Origin of the sequence: Mesorhizobium terrae, assembly GCF_008727715.1 — a bacterium.
In the GTDB taxonomy this organism is placed as follows: domain Bacteria; phylum Pseudomonadota; class Alphaproteobacteria; order Rhizobiales; family Rhizobiaceae; genus Mesorhizobium; species Mesorhizobium terrae.
Map to the genome: position 1 here is coordinate 4,564,264 of NZ_CP044218.1, position 14,942 is coordinate 4,579,205.

At 61.7% G+C, this 14,942-nt stretch carries 14 protein-coding genes; 12 read left to right on the forward strand and 2 right to left on the reverse strand.

Going from position 1 to position 14,942, the window contains the following annotated elements:
* Positions 1-5 precede the first annotated feature (5 nt).
* From FZF13_RS23210 to FZF13_RS23240, 7 genes are all read left to right on the forward strand, one after another.
* A complete protein-coding gene (locus FZF13_RS23210; protein WP_024924060.1) occupies positions 6-644 on the forward strand; it encodes an SGNH/GDSL hydrolase family protein in 639 nt (212 codons plus the stop codon).
* Positions 644-1,225: a GNAT family N-acetyltransferase gene (locus FZF13_RS23215; protein WP_024924059.1), complete on the forward strand. Its 582-nt coding sequence runs from the start codon at positions 644-646 to the stop codon at positions 1,223-1,225. Before FZF13_RS23210 ends, FZF13_RS23215 begins: the two co-directional genes overlap by 1 nt.
* Positions 1,226-1,243: 18 nt before the next feature.
* A complete protein-coding gene (gene lpdA, locus FZF13_RS23220; protein WP_024924058.1) occupies positions 1,244-2,686 on the forward strand; it encodes a dihydrolipoyl dehydrogenase in 1,443 nt (480 codons plus the stop codon).
* A gap of 96 nt (positions 2,687-2,782) precedes the next feature.
* Complete coding sequence (locus FZF13_RS23225; protein WP_024924057.1) at positions 2,783-3,040, forward strand: GlsB/YeaQ/YmgE family stress response membrane protein; 258 nt, start codon at positions 2,783-2,785, stop codon at positions 3,038-3,040.
* Positions 3,041-3,161: 121 nt separating this feature from the next.
* Positions 3,162-4,130, forward strand: coding sequence for a lipoyl synthase (gene lipA, locus FZF13_RS23230; protein ID WP_024924056.1), 969 nt, complete (start codon positions 3,162-3,164; stop codon positions 4,128-4,130).
* 9 nt (positions 4,131-4,139) lie between these two features.
* Entirely contained in the window at positions 4,140-4,598 is a 459-nt protein-coding gene (locus FZF13_RS23235) for a type II toxin-antitoxin system RatA family toxin (protein ID WP_024924055.1), read from the forward strand.
* Between the two features lie 40 nt (positions 4,599-4,638).
* Positions 4,639-5,598, forward strand: coding sequence for a hypothetical protein (locus FZF13_RS23240; RefSeq protein WP_024924054.1), 960 nt, complete (start codon positions 4,639-4,641; stop codon positions 5,596-5,598).
* Positions 5,599-5,601: 3 nt separating this feature from the next.
* Here FZF13_RS23240 and FZF13_RS23245 read toward each other — a convergent pair whose 3' ends face one another.
* Both FZF13_RS23245 and FZF13_RS23250 read right to left on the reverse strand, forming a co-directional pair.
* Entirely contained in the window at positions 5,602-6,090 is a 489-nt protein-coding gene (locus FZF13_RS23245; RefSeq protein ID WP_024924053.1) for a CinA family protein, read from the reverse strand.
* A complete protein-coding gene (locus FZF13_RS23250; RefSeq protein ID WP_024924052.1) occupies positions 6,087-7,316 on the reverse strand; it encodes a bifunctional 2-C-methyl-D-erythritol 4-phosphate cytidylyltransferase/2-C-methyl-D-erythritol 2,4-cyclodiphosphate synthase in 1,230 nt (409 codons plus the stop codon). The genes FZF13_RS23245 and FZF13_RS23250 overlap by 4 nt, the downstream gene beginning before the upstream one ends.
* A gap of 139 nt (positions 7,317-7,455) precedes the next feature.
* Here FZF13_RS23250 and dusB point away from each other — a divergent pair, with 139 nt between their 5' ends.
* The 5 genes from dusB to ntrX all read left to right on the forward strand — a co-directional run bounded on the left by dusB (position 7,456) and on the right by ntrX (position 14,873).
* On the forward strand, positions 7,456-8,484 hold the full coding sequence (dusB, locus tag FZF13_RS23255; protein WP_024924051.1) for a tRNA dihydrouridine synthase DusB: 1,029 nt from the start codon (positions 7,456-7,458) through the stop codon (positions 8,482-8,484).
* Complete coding sequence (locus FZF13_RS23260; protein WP_024924050.1) at positions 8,481-9,623, forward strand: two-component system sensor histidine kinase NtrB; 1,143 nt, start codon at positions 8,481-8,483, stop codon at positions 9,621-9,623. The genes dusB and FZF13_RS23260 overlap by 4 nt, the downstream gene beginning before the upstream one ends.
* The gene (gene ntrC / locus FZF13_RS23265) at positions 9,620-11,080 is read left to right on the forward strand and encodes a nitrogen regulation protein NR(I) (RefSeq protein ID WP_024924049.1); all 1,461 of its coding nucleotides are present in this window, start codon (positions 9,620-9,622) and stop codon (positions 11,078-11,080) included. The genes FZF13_RS23260 and ntrC overlap by 4 nt, the downstream gene beginning before the upstream one ends.
* Before the next feature lie 153 nt (positions 11,081-11,233).
* On the forward strand, positions 11,234-13,522 hold the full coding sequence (locus FZF13_RS23270) for a sensor histidine kinase NtrY-like (protein WP_024924048.1): 2,289 nt from the start codon (positions 11,234-11,236) through the stop codon (positions 13,520-13,522).
* Positions 13,512-14,873 carry a nitrogen assimilation response regulator NtrX gene (gene ntrX, locus FZF13_RS23275; protein WP_024924047.1) on the forward strand — a complete coding sequence of 454 codons (1,362 nt, stop codon included), beginning with the start codon at positions 13,512-13,514 and terminating at the stop codon, positions 14,871-14,873. The genes FZF13_RS23270 and ntrX overlap by 11 nt, the downstream gene beginning before the upstream one ends.
* The last annotated feature ends 69 nt before the right edge of the window (positions 14,874-14,942 follow it).

Genomic DNA, 14,942 nt, shown 5'->3' on the forward strand with positions numbered 1-14,942 from the left:
GCCGCATGAAAACCATCCTCTGCTACGGCGATTCCCTGACCTGGGGCTACGATGCCTCAGGTCCGGGGCGCCATTCGCTCGAAGATCGCTGGCCGAGCGTGCTGCAAGCTGAGCTTGGCGCCGATGTCCATGTCGTCGCCGAAGGGCTGAACGGCCGCACCACTGCCTTTGACGACAATTTTGCCGAGGCCGATCGGAACGGCGCTCGCACTTTGCCAACGGTTCTTGGCACGCATGCGCCGCTCGATCTCGTCATCATCATGCTCGGCGCCAACGACATGAAGCCGTGGATCCACGGCAATCCGCTGGCGGCCAGGCAAGGCATGGCGCGACTGGTCTCGATCGTACGCGGCTATGATCACGGCATGGGCTATCCGCCGCCACGGGTGCTCCTGGTTTCGCCTCCGGTGCTTAGCCACACGACCAATTCCGAATACAAGGAAATGTTCGCCGGCGGCGACAAGGCCTCGCAGCACCTTGCGCCGCTCTATGCGGCGCTCGCCGAGGAAGTGGGCTGCGGCTTTTTCGACGCAGGTACGGTGGCACGAACGACACCGCTCGACGGTGTTCATCTCGACGCCGACAACAGCCGCAGGATTGGTGCGGCGTTGGTGCCGAAAGTGCGTGAGCTGCTGGGGTTGTGATGGCAGCGGCGACAACCATTCGCAGGGCCGAGAAGCGCGATGCCGCCGAGCTCGCTATTCTGGTCGATGTAAGCTCGCACGGTTTCGCGTCGTGGTTCTGGTACGGGGCGGTGCTTGACGGTTCCAAGGAAACCGCCTTTGAACAGGGGCGCTCTTTCATGCGTTCCGACACCGAACAGGCCGCGTGGAAAGACGCCAGCCTGGCCGTGATCGGCGAGGAAGTTGCTGGCGTCGTCATCGGTCATCCGATCGAACCGTCGATCGTCGACGCGGAGGCGCCGCATCCGGTCATCGAGCCGATCCTGGCCTTGCAGAAAACGCTGGTCGGCCACTGGTTCCTCGACAGTCTTGGCGTATACGGGCACCATCGCGGCAGGGGGCTCGGCAAGCGGCTTCTCGACCACGAAATCGCACGCGGAGGCGGCAGGCCGATGAGCCTGATCACCGAAAGCCACAACGAGACGGCGCTCGGCCTCTACGGGTCGCGCGGATTCGTGGAAGTGGCCCGCAAACGCGCTGTACCGCTGTTAGACAACAGCAAAGAACATGGCTGGGTGCTGCTGACGCGCGGCGCCGCTTGATGAGAAGGCAGGAAGAACATGGCTGACAATTACGACGTCATCATCATCGGTTCCGGTCCGGGTGGCTATATCGCGGCCATCCGCTCGGCGCAGCTCGGCTTCAAGACGGCGATCGTCGAGCGCGAGCATCTGGCCGGTATCTGCTCCAACTGGGGCTGTATCCCGACCAAGGCGCTGTTGCGTTCGGCCGAAATCCTCCACTACGCCGAACATGCCAAGAATTACGGCCTTAAGCTCGAAGGCACGATCACGCCGGACATCAAGGGTATCGTGGACCGTTCGCGCGGCATCGCCCAGCGCATGAACAATGGCGTCGGTTTCCTGATGAAGAAGAACAAGGTCGACGTGATCTGGGGTGAAGCCAAGATCACCAAGCCGGGCGAGATCGTCGTTGGCAAGACCTCGAAGAAGCCGATGGAGCCGATGGGGCCGATTCCGAAGGGCACCAAGGGCGAGGGCACTTATACGGCCACGCACATTGTGATCGCCACGGGTGCGCGGCCGCGCGCGCTGCCGGGCATCGAGCCGGACGGCAAGCTGATCTGGACCTATTTCGAGGCGATGGTGCCGCCGCAGATGCCGAAATCGCTGCTGGTGATGGGCTCCGGCGCCATCGGCATCGAATTCGCCTCCTTCTACCGCACCATGGGTGTCGATGTGACCGTGGTCGAGATCATGCCGCAGATCATGCCGGTCGAAGACGCCGAGATTTCCACCTGGGCTAAAAAGCAGCTCGAGAAGCAGGGCATGAAGATCCTGCTTGAGACCAAAGTCACCAAGGTTGAGAAGGGCGCTAATTCCGTCACTGCAACAGTCGAGGGCAAGGACGGCAAGACACAGACGATTACCGCCGACCGCATGATTTCGGCTGTCGGCGTCCAGTGCAACACCGAGAATCTCGGGCTGGAGACGGTGGGCGTGAAGATCGATCGTGGCGCCATCGTCATCGACGAATTCTGCCGCACCAATGTTCCAGGTATTTATGCGATCGGCGATGTCGCCGGGCCGCCCATGCTGGCACACAAGGCCGAGCACGAGGCCGTTATCTGCATGGAAAAGATCGCGGGCCTTCATGTCCACCCGATGGACAAGCTGAAAATCCCCGGTTGCACCTATTGCAGCCCGCAGGTCGCGTCCGTCGGCCTCACCGAGGCCAAGGCCAAGGAGCAGGGCAAGGATATCCGCGTCGGCCGCTTCCAGTTCGTGGCCAACGGCAAGGCGGTTGCGCTCGGCGAAGACCAGGGCCTGGTCAAGACGATCTTCGACAAGAAGACCGGGCAGTTGCTCGGTGCCCATATGGTGGGAGCCGAAGTGACCGAACTCATCCAGGGTTTCGTGGTCGCCATGAACCTGGAAACCACCGAGGAAGAGCTGATGCACACCATCTTCCCTCACCCGACCCTGTCGGAGACGATGAAGGAAAGCGTGCTCGATGCCTATGGACGGGTTCTGAACGCGTGAAAAAGCGCTCATCCGCGCTTCTGACCGTGGAACCGGAACGCTGCGGGAAACGTTGGCTTATGCGAATTTGTTCGCCAAGCAGCAAGGAGGGTGCAGATGAGCGTCAATGGCGTTGGCTGGATTGCGGCCATCATCATCGGAGGTCTGGCGGGGTGGCTGGCCGAGATGGTGATGAAGAGCAACACCGGCATTTTCATGAATATCGTTCTGGGCATTGTCGGCGCGGTCGTGCTGAATGCCATCCTACAAGCGCTGAATCTCGGCGTGTTCGGTGTCGGCTGGGTTGCCTATCTGATCACCGGCTTCATCGGCGCCTGTCTGCTGATCTGGGCCGGCCGCCTCGTGCGGCGCTGAACGCCCACACGATCCGCCATGCAAAAAAGGCCGTCGCGGCATGCACAGCGTCGGCCTTTTTCTTTGCCGCGAAAAGTCTTAGATGAAGCGCACAGCGCTTGCCGCAGGAAACAGGTTTCAGATGGTCACCGTTCTCGATCTCGTCGCCAACAAACCACGTCCCCGTCATCCTGAGAAGGCGCATCGGCCGGACCAGGAGGTGCTGCGCAAGCCGGACTGGATCCGCGTCAAGGCGCCGGTTTCCAAGGGCTATGCCGAGACGCGCGAGATCGTGAAGTCGCACAAGCTGGTGACCGTGTGCGAGGAGGCCGGCTGCCCCAATATCGGCGAATGCTGGGAAAAGAAGCACGCCACATTCATGATCATGGGCGAGATCTGCACGCGGGCATGCGCCTTCTGCAATGTCGCCACCGGCATTCCGACCGCGCTCGACGCAGACGAGCCGAACCGCGTGGCTCAGGCCGTCAAGACGATGGGCCTGACCCATGTTGTCATTACATCGGTCGACCGCGACGATCTGGCCGACGGCGGCGCCCAGCATTTTGCCGAGGTCATCCAGGCCATTCGCGCCGCAGCACCGACCACGACCATCGAAATTCTGACCCCGGATTTCCTGCGCAAGGAAGGCGCACTGGAGATCGTCGTGGCGGCCAGACCCGACGTCTTCAACCACAATCTGGAGACAGTGCCGTCCAACTATCTGACGGTGCGCCCCGGTGCGCGCTATTTTCACTCGATCCGGCTTCTGCAGCGCGTGAAGGAGCTTGATCCGTCAATCTTCACCAAGTCCGGCATCATGGTCGGGCTCGGCGAGGAGCGTAACGAAGTACTGCAATTGATGGATGACCTGCGCTCGGCCGACGTCGACTTCATGACCATCGGCCAATATTTGCAACCGTCGAAGAAGCACCATCCGGTGAAGAGCTTCGTCACGCCGGAAGAATTCCAGTCCTATGCCATCGTCGGCAAGAGCAAGGGCTTTCTTCTCATGGCTTCGAGCCCGCTGACGCGTTCCTCGCACCACGCTGGCGAGGATTTCGCCCGCCTGCGCGCGGCACGCGAGGAGCAGCTCAAGAAATCCGCTCAATAAGCCGGTTTCATGCCGAAATTCGAGGCGACGCGGCGTGTATCGCACAGTCCGGACCAGATGTTCGCGCTGGTCGCTGACGTTGAGCAGTATCCGCAATTCCTGCCGCTGTGCGAGGCGCTTTCGGTTCGCTCGCGACGCGAGCGTGACGGGCGTACCGTTCTGATCGCCGATATGAGCATCGGCTACAAGGCCATTCGCGAGACGTTTACCACCCAGGTGTTGCTCAAGCCGGACGAGCACATCATCGATGTGAAATACATCGACGGCCCGTTCAAATATCTGAGCAACATTTGGGGCTTCGAGCCGGCCAGCGACGGTTGTTTCGTCCGATTCTTCATCGACTACGAGTTCAAGAGCCGCATTTTGGGCGTGATGATGGGCACGATGTTCGACCGTGCCTTCCGCATGTTTTCCGAGGCGTTCGAGAAGCGCGCCGATGTAATTTACGGACGAAATCCTCCCGCCTGAAAAGCTGAAGCCCCTCGGCGATCCCTACAGGAGACCACCCTTGGTCAAGATAGCCGGTCTTGCCGTTGCCGTCGCTTTGCTTGCCGTCTCGCTGCCGGCTCGAGCCGAGAAGCCCCGCAATTTCATCTATACGAGTGCAGGCGATCTCGATGAGGCGATGAATGTAATTAGTCGGCAAGATATAGAAGGGGCGCAAATCGTCTACAATTGGCGGGCGTTGGAGCCGGAGAAGGACAAGTATGATTTCTCCGCGATCGAAAAGGACCTTGCCGCTCTCGATGGTCTGAAAAAGAAGCTTTTCATCCAGATCCAGGACCGTTTTTTCGAACCAGATGCGAAATACGTCCCCGGCTATCTGATGAGCGATCCGGCGTATGGTGGCGGTTTGTCTCCGCAATTCGACAATCCGGGCGAAAACAAGCCAATTGGATCCGGCTGGGTGGCGCAACAGTGGAACCCCGCCGTTCGCCAACGGTATCAGGCATTGCTCGCGGCTCTTGCAGCGCGCTTCGACGGTCGGGTTTTCGGCGTGAACCTGCCGGAAACCGCTATCGACCTCGACGAAAAAGCGCCGCCCAAAGGCTTCAGTTGCGACAATTACTTTGCCGGCGAATTAGAAAACCTGTCTTTTGCGCGAAAAGCGTTCACCAAGTCGCATGTGGTGCAATATGTGAATTTCTGGCCATGCGAATGGGACAATGATCACAATTACATGGGGCGTATGTTTGAATTCGCCAGCGCCAATGGCGTCGGGCTCGGCGGTCCCGACATCGTCCCAGGCCGCAAGGCGCAGATGAAGAACTCCTATCCGTTCTTCAACAAATACAAGGGGAAACTGTCGCTTGTCGCCATGGCGGTGCAGGAACCGACTTTAACCTACAAAAACCCGAAAACCCACAAGCCGTTCAGCAAGGGCGAGTTCGCGCGCTTTGCAGAAGATTATCTTGGCGCCGACATCATCTTCTGGAGTACCGCCACGCCTTGGCTGAAGACGAAGTAGGCTTCAGACAGCGAGCGCCTTCAATCCCATCTCAAGAGCGTGCCTGACGGTCTCGCGGCGGATGAAGTCGCGGCCGCGATTGTCGAAGATGCGCTGTTCGGCGACTGCGGGGCGGCCAGACAGCGCCATCCCGAACCAGACTAGTCCAACCGGCTTTTCCAGCGAACCGCCGTCCGGCCCGGCAATACCGGTGACGGCAAGGGTGATGCCGGCCCGCGATCGGGCGAGCGCACCGGCGGCCATTTCCCGCGCGGTTTCGGCCGAAACGGCGCCAAAGGCCCGCAATGTTGCCGGCTCGACGCCCAACATGTCCATCTTGGCCTCGTTCGAGTAGGTGACGAAACCGCGATCGACCACCGTGGAAGAGCCGGCAATATCGGTCAGATGCGCAACGATCATGCCGCCGGTGCAGCTTTCGGCCGTTGCCGCCATGATCCCGCGCGCCGCGCAGGTTTTCAGGAAACGATCGGCGAGTTCGGTGAGGTCGTTCATTCCGGTACTTCTCCGGGATAGACGACACTTGCCGTGGCGATTGCCGCTATGCCTTCCTGTCGCCCGACAAAACCAAGTTTCTCATTGGTTGTCGCCTTGATCGAGACGCGTTCGGGCGAGATGCCAAGCATATTGGACAAAGCCGCCGTCATCGCCTCGCGATGTGGGCCGACGCGGGGCGCCTCGCAGATCAGCGTGATATCGGCATTGGCGATGCGGCCGCCATGTGTGCGTACCAGCCTGGCGGCGTGCTCTACGAACAGGCGCGAGGCGGCACCCTTCCACTGGGGGTCGGAAGGCGGGAAATGCGTGCCGATATCGCCGGCACCGCAGGTGGCGAGCAGCGCGTCGGTCAAGGCATGCAGGCCGACATCGGCATCGGAATGGCCAGACAGCTTGCGATCATGCGGGATGGCGACGCCACAGAGCATGACATGATCTCCCGGCTCGAAGGCGTGGACATCGTAGCCGTTGCCGGTGCGGATGTCGGGAAAGTTCGACCGTTCGCCGTGAATCCTCTGATCCGCCATCGCGATATCCCGTGCCCAGGTGAGTTTGACGTTGTCCGGCGAGCCGGCGACGATCTTGACCGGGATGCGCGCCCATTCGGCTATCGCTGCATCGTCGGTGAAATCACTGCGGCCGGCCTGATGTGCTCTTTCATGCGCTTCGAGGATCGGCCGGAAAGGAAATCCCTGCGGCGTCTGCGCGGCATGGAGGCCAGCGCGCGGCACCGTCTCGCCGATGGTGCCGTCGCGGCCCTCGCGTTTCAGCGTATCGGCCACGGGCAAGGCCGGCAGCGCGCCCTGGTTGGCGCCGATGACGTCAATCACCCTGTCGATCAGGTCCGCATCGCAGAACGGTCGCACCGCGTCGTGGATGAGAACCCTGTCTGGCGCCTGCGCTGCCAGTTCCAAAAGACCGAGACGTACTGAATCCTGTCTTGTCGGACCGCCGGTGACGATTGCGACCCGTTCGAGGTTGTCGCCTATCGCCTTGCGCAGCAACTCCTGGTCGTCGCCATGAATCACGACCACCACCTGGCCGACTTGCGGATGCGCAAGAAAGGTCTCCAGCGTATGGGCAAGGATGGCGCGGCCGCCGATGCGGCGGTACTGCTTGGGCCCCTCGGCCTGCCCGGCGCGTTCGCCGCGGCCTGCCGCCACGATGACGGCGGCAACACGGCGATCTGTGGCGACAGCCTTGATTGCGCTCGGTTCCTTCATGCGCAGACGCTTAGTCGTGGGCGGCGCGGAAGGCCAGCATTTTCCCAAATAAGCCGCAATGCATGTTCATTCTGCATTGCACAATCATTCCGATCTGGCTAGGGAATAGGCAACACTAGATATTGCTTGGTTTTTGTGCATGACCAATCCTGAGAAACTCGCCTTGCCGCTCGATGTGGGTGGGGTGGAGTTGCGCAATCGCATCTTCCTGGCGCCCATGTCCGGCATCACCGACGAGCCGTTCCGCAAACGCGCTTATGCGCATGGGGCCGGCCTTGTGGTTTCGGAGATGGTTGCCAGTGGCGAACTGGCGCGGGGCAGGGCCGGATTCGACCTGCGCATTCGCCATTCCGGCCTGCCTGTACACATGGTGCAACTCGCCGGACGCGAGGCGGCTCACATGGCTGAGGCCGCACGGATCGCTGCCGGCGAAGGCGCCGACATCATCGACATCAATATGGGCTGTCCGGCGAAGAAGGTGACCGGCGGCTATGCCGGCTCGGCGCTGATGCGCGATCTCGATCACGCATTGACCTTGATTGAAGCCGTCATCGGCGCGGTCGAGGTGCCGGTGACCGTCAAGATGCGGCTCGGCTGGGACGAAGACGCGCTGAACGCGCCGATGCTGGCACGGCGCGCCGAACAGGCCGGCGTCAGGATGGTGACGGTGCACGGCCGCACACGCTGCCAGTTCTACCAGGGCAAAGCAGATTGGCGCGCGATCGCCCGCGTGAAAGATGCCGTATCGATCCCCGTCGTCGCCAATGGCGATGTTGCCTCACCAGCCGATGCGGCAGTGATCCTCGACCAGTCGGGCGCCGATGCGGTCATGGTCGGTCGCGCTCATTATGGCGCGCCGTGGACGGCCGGCGCACTCGCCGCTGTCGCAAGTGGTGGCGAATCCGTGAGCTTGCCGGGGAGTGCCGCGGAACTTGGCGAATATGTCGTCGCGCACTACGAGGATATGCTGGCGCATTATGGCATCGAAAGCGGATTGAGGCAGGCCCGGAAACATCTCGGCTGGTATCTTGATCGACACGCCGCTGCGTCTGCTGCCGACCTGCGCAAGGATATCCTCACCAGCTTCGAACCCGAGCGCGTCATCGCCTTGTTGCGTGAGGCGTTTGCGCGCGACAGCGAAGTCGAAGCGATCAGGAGCGCGGCATGACCGTTGCGATGGCTCCAGTCGCGGACATGGCCGATGCCGCGCAGATCCTGCTCAACACCATCCGCCGTCCGGTGATCATGGTGGGGCCGGAAGGCCATATCACCTATGCCAACGCCGATGCCGAGGACTTCTTCCGCTCCAGTGCGACCATGCTGGCGCGCAATACGCTGGCCAAATTGATTCCCTTCGGCAGCCCGCTACTAACCCTGGTCGACCAGGTTCGAGAACGGCATGCGCCGGTCAACGAATACCGAGTGGATGTGTCTTCGCCGCGCCTCGGCATCGAGAAGATCGTCGACCTTTACGCGGCGCCGGTGCCGGAATTCCCGGATTCCGTCGTCGTGATGTTCCAGGAACGCTCGATGGCCGACAAGATCGATCGGCAGATGACGCATCGCGGGGCTGCCCGTTCGGTTACCGGCCTTGCCGCCATGCTGGCGCACGAGATCAAGAACCCGTTGTCCGGCATCCGCGGCGCTGCCCAATTGCTTGAACTTTCCGCCTCCGACGAGGATCGGGCGTTGACCCGGCTGATCACCGACGAAACCGATCGTATCGTGTCGCTGGTCGACCGCATGGAGGTGTTTTCGGACGAGCGGCCGATCGACCGTTATCCCGTCAACATCCATGTCGTGCTCGATCATGTGAAGGCGATCGCCCGGAACGGTTTTGCCAACCGGATCAAGATCATGGAAGACTATGATCCATCGCTTCCTTCGGTCTACGGCAATCGTGATCAGCTCATCCAGGTGTTCCTGAACCTGGTCAAGAACGCGGCCGAAGCGGTCGGTTCCGACCCGCTCGGCGAGATCACGCTGACGACGGCGTTCCGCCCCGGCATTCGCATGTCGGTGCCAGGTACGCAGGATCGCGTGTCGCTGCCGCTGGAATTCTGCGTGCACGACAACGGTTCCGGCGTCTCGGAAGACATCCTGCCGATCCTGTTCGACCCGTTCATCACCACAAAACCGAATGGTTCGGGGCTCGGTCTGGCGCTGGTTGCCAAGATCGTCGGCGAGCACGGCGGCATCATCGAATGCGATTCGACGCCGCGCGGCACCACGTTTCGCGTGCTGTTGCCAGTCTGGAAAGACCCGGCGCCGGAAATGCATGACGACGAAGGAGATCACCGCATATGACCGCTCGCGGCACCATTCTTGTCGCCGACGACGATGCGGCGATCCGCACCGTGCTCAACCAGGCGCTGTCGCGCGCCGGCCATGAAGTGCGGGTTACGTCCAATGCCTCGACCTTGTGGCGCTGGGTGGCTGCGGGCGAGGGCGACATCGTCGTCACCGACGTGGTCATGCCCGATGAGAATGCCTTCGACATGCTGCCACGCATCAAGAAGGCGCGGCCAGAACTGCCGGTTATCGTCATGAGCGCGCAGAACACTTTCATGACCGCTATCCGTGCTTCCGAGACAGGCGCCTACGAATACCTGCCGAAGCCGTTCGACCTGACCGAGCTGCTTAACATCGTGGGCCGGGCGCTCGCCGAACCGCGCCGTCCGAAGGCTGATATTCGACCGGAGGAGCAACCCGAGACCATGCCGCTGGTTGGTCGTTCGGCCGCCATGCAAGACATCTACCGCATGCTGGCGCGCATGATGCAGACGGACCTTACGGTGATGATCAGCGGCGAATCGGGCACCGGCAAGGAGTTGGTCGCGCGTGCGCTACACGAATATGGGCGTCGCAGAGGCGGGCCGTTTGTTGCCATCAACATGGCGGCGATCCCGCGCGACCTGATTGAATCCGAATTGTTCGGTCACGAGAAGGGCGCCTTTACCGGAGCGCAGAACCGCTCCACCGGCCGCTTCGAACAGGCTGAGGGCGGCACGCTGTTCCTGGACGAGATCGGCGACATGCCGATGGAGGCACAGACCAGGCTGCTGCGTGTTTTGCAGCAGGGCGAATACACGACCGTTGGCGGACGCACGCCGATCAAGACGGACGTGCGCATCGTTGCTGCCACCAACAAGGATTTGCGCACGCTGATCAATCAAGGCCTGTTCCGCGAGGATTTGTTCTATCGCCTCAATGTCGTGCCGTTGCGGCTTCCCGGCCTGCGCGAACGCGCCGAGGACATTCCGGACCTGGTACGGCATTTCTTCAAGCTTGGCGCCAAGGAAGGCTTGCAGACCAAGCGCATCGTGCCCGCCGGCATCGAGCTGATGAAGCGTTATCCTTGGCCGGGCAATGTACGCGAGTTGGAAAACCTGGTGCGCCGGTTGGCAGCACTTTATCCGCAGGATGAGATTTCCGCCGAAATCATCGAAGCCGAGCTCAAGACGGCGGAAGCGCCAGTTGTGCCCAGCGCCAACGCGCTGATCCCCGACGACCTGTCGATCAGCCAGGCGGTGGAGCACTATCTGCAGCGCTATTTCGCCTCTTTCGGCGATGAATTGCCGCCGCCTGGCCTCTACCAGCGCATCCTCGAAGAAATGGAGCACCCGTTGGTCTTGGCCGCGATGACAGCGACGCGCGGCAACCAGATCCGTGCCGCCGACCTGCTCGGCCTCAATCGCAACACGTTGCGCAAGAAGATCCGGGACCTCGGCGTCAACGTTTATCGCGGATCGCGACCGAACTGATCGCGGCGAAATCCCGCCGTCGCGAGCTTCGCGACGACGCAAACAAATTTCGGTTGATGAGGTGCCGAAAGATTTTTGTGATCGGGCGTCTTGTTGCATATTCGCCACAATGCGTTGCATAGATGCGACGCAATCATGACAGCAAGCGGCGAAATGGCTGAGCAGGCCATCACATTGAGCGGATCATTGTTTCGACGAACCGGGGTGCAGGAAGCCAGGCGGCTGATGGCGCTGCCTGGCATCGTTGCGATCCTCGGCGCGCTGCTAATGGCCGGCATTTCCTTTGCGATTCTGGTCGGGGCAACGCCGATCGTGCCCGATAGAACGACGACGCTCTGGCTGATCGGCCTCAACGCGCTGTTCATCCTTTTCCTCGCCGCACTGATCGCCCGCGAGGCGCGGCGAATCATCATGGCGCGCCGCACCGGCAAGGCTGCATCGCGGCTGCATGTGCGTATTGTGGCGATGTTCGGGCTGGTGGCAGCGGTGCCGGCGATCCTGGTCGCCATCATCGCCTCGATCACGCTCAACATCGGTCTTGATCGCTGGTTCGAAATCCGCACCAAGACGATCATCAATTCATCGCTGTCGATCGCGGACGCCTATGTGCAGGAGAACGCCCGCAACCTGCAGGGCACGACGCTGTCCATGGCCTATGATCTCGACAGCTCGCGGACGCTTTACGGGCTCGACCGCACCGGCTTCATCGACCTGATGAATAAGGAGGCTGTCGGGCGCGGCCTTGCCCATGCAGCGCTGGTCAATGCCGATGGCGGTTTCGTGCTCAGCGCCAAGACCAGTGCCGACTTCCCGATGCCGGAGCCGCCGAACGGTGCGGTCAAGGAAGCCCAGAATGGCACGCCGCTGCTGATCGAGCCACGCACGCGCAACATCATGGGCGCGATCATCAAGCTGAAGGAGATCGAGGGGCTCTATCTCTACACGATCCGTGTCGTCGATCCGGAAGTGATCAAGGCGCGTGAGATCGTCAGGGCCAATACGAGTGAATATAGTGGCCTTGAGGGCAATCGATCCTTCTCGCAGGTGGCATTCGCACTGCCTTACCTGTCCTTGACACTGATCGTCATCCTGTCGGCGATCTGGACGGGCATCGCGGTGGCCGACCGTCTGGTGCGGCCGATCCGCCAACTGATCGGCGCCGCCGACGAGGTGGCGACCGGCAATCTCGACGTTTCGGTGCCGGTGCGTCAGTCCGACGGCGACGTTGCCTCGCTGGGCGAGACGTTCAACAACATGCTGTTCGAGCTGAAATCGCAGCGCAACGAAATCCTGACGGCCAAGGACCTCGCCGACGAGCGCCTCAGGTTCTCGGAGGCAGTGCTTGCCGGCGTGACATCGGGCGTCATCGGCGTCGATCCGTTCGGCACCATCACCATCGTCAACAAGTCGGCCGAGGCAATGCTGGCCATGTCGTCGGATGCGGCGCTGGGACAGAACTTGTCCGCAGCCTTGCCGCATGTCGGTCGGGTGCTCGAAATCGGTCGCAAGTCCGGCAAGCCGGTCTATCGTGAGCAAGTCACCTTCTTCCGTGCCGGCGCCGAGCGCACTTTCAACGTCCAGGTCACCATCGAGGAAGACCAGGATCAGGACTACGAGAGCGACAAGTCCTACGTCGTGACCGTGGACGACATCACCGATCTTGTCACCGCGCAGCGCACCTCCGCCTGGGCTGACGTCGCGCGGCGCATCGCTCACGAGATCAAGAACCCGCTGACCCCGATCCAGCTCTCGGCCGAGCGCATTCGCCGCCGCTATGGCAAGGTCATCACCGAAGACCGCGAGGTCTTCGACCAGTGCACGGACACCATCATCAGGCAGGTCGAGGATATTGGCCGCATGGTCGATGAGTTCTCAGCCTTCGCGCGCATGCCGAAGCCCGAGATGAAGGCGATCGACCTGCGCGAGCCGTTGCGCGAGGCGTCCTTCCTGGTGGAGGTCAGTCGCTCGGACATCGCTTTCGAGCGCGATTTCGGCGACCGCCCGCTCAAGGGTACCTTCGACAACCGCCTGCTGTCGCAGGCATTCGGCAATGTGATCAAGAATGCCGCCGAAGCCATGGAAGGTATGCAGTTCGCTCCCGGTGGAAGCGGCGTGATCCGTATCCAGGCAACACCCAAGGACGGTTCGATCCGGGTGGACGTGATCGACAATGGCAAAGGCCTGCCGCGCGAGAATCGCCAGCGTCTGCTGGAGCCCTATATGACGACACGCGAGAAAGGCACCGGCCTTGGCCTCGCGATTGTCAAAAAGATCGTGGAAGACCATGGCGGCCGGCTGGAACTGCACGATGCGCCGGCCGACTTCCACGGCGGGCGAGGGGCGATGATCAGCATCATCCTGCCTTCGAGCGGCGCCGCATCAGGTGGCCGCGGCATGGCGGAAAACGAACGAGAAACTGAGAAGGTCGGTAATGGCGTCTGATATTCTTGTCGTCGACGACGAAGAAGACATCCGCGAACTGGTTGCCGGTATCCTGAGTGACGAGGGGCATGAAACGCGCACGGCCCACGATGCCGACAGCGCCTTGGCGGCGATCGCGGATCGCGCGCCGCGCTTGATCTTCCTCGACATCTGGCTGCAGGGTTCGCGTCTCGACGGTCTGGCGCTGCTGGACGAGATCAAGACGCTGCATCCCAACCTGCCGGTGGTGATGATTTCCGGCCACGGCAACATCGAGACCGCCGTCTCGGCCATCCGGCGCGGTGCTTATGATTTCATCGAGAAACCGTTCAAGGCCGACCGGTTGATCCTCGTCGCCGAGCGCGCGCTGGAAACCTCCAAGCTCAAACGCGAGGTCTCGGATCTCAAGCAACGCAGCGGCGAGACGTTTGACCTGATTGGTATGTCGTCAGCGATGAGCCAGTTGCGCCAGACAATCGAGCGCGTGGCGCCGACCAACAGCCGCATCATGATCATCGGCCCCTCCGGTTCCGGCAAGGAATTGGCGGCCCGCGCGATCCATGCGCTGTCGGCCCGCAAAAGCGGACCGTTCGTGACGTTGAGCGCCGCCAACATCACGCCAGAGCGCATGGAGATCGAGCTATTCGGCACCGAATCGAACGGCACCGAGCGCAAGGTCGGTGCGCTGGAGGAGGCACATCGCGGCATTCTCTACATCGATGAAGTGGCCGACATGCCGCGCGAGACCCAGAACAAGATCCTGCGCGTTCTGGTCGAGCAACAGTTCGAGCGTGTGGGTGGCACCAAGCGCGTGAAGGTGGATGTCCGTATCATTTCCTCGACGGCACAGAACCTCGAGGCGATGATCGCCGAGGGTCGTTTCCGCGAAGACCTCTACCACCGTCTGGCCGTCGTGCCGGTCTCGGTGCCCGGGCTTGCCGAGCGGCGCGAGGACATTCCCTATCTGGTCGACACTTTCGTCAAGCAGATCGCCAGGCAAGCGGGTATCAAGCCGCGCCGCATCGGCGACGATGCCTTGGCTGTGCTGCAGGCCCATAACTGGCCGGGCAATGTGCGCCAGCTGCGCAACAACATTGAACGGCTGATGATTTTGGCACGTGGCGACGATGTCGAGGTGCCGATCACCGCGGAACTGTTGCCGTCGGAAATCGGCGACGTGATGCCGCGTACGCCCAACCAGTCGGACCAGCACATCATGGCGCTGCCGTTGCGCGAGGCGCGCGAGCAATTCGAGAAGGACTATCTGATCGCCCAGATCAACCGCTTCGGCGGTAACATCTCCAAGACCGCCGAATTCATCGGCATGGAGCGCTCCGCTCTGCACCGCAAGCTGAAGTCGCTGGGTGTCTGATTATCCGCCGGCCGCTGCCACGGCCGGCTGGACCATGCCATTGTTCGATACGCGACCACCGGAATCGCG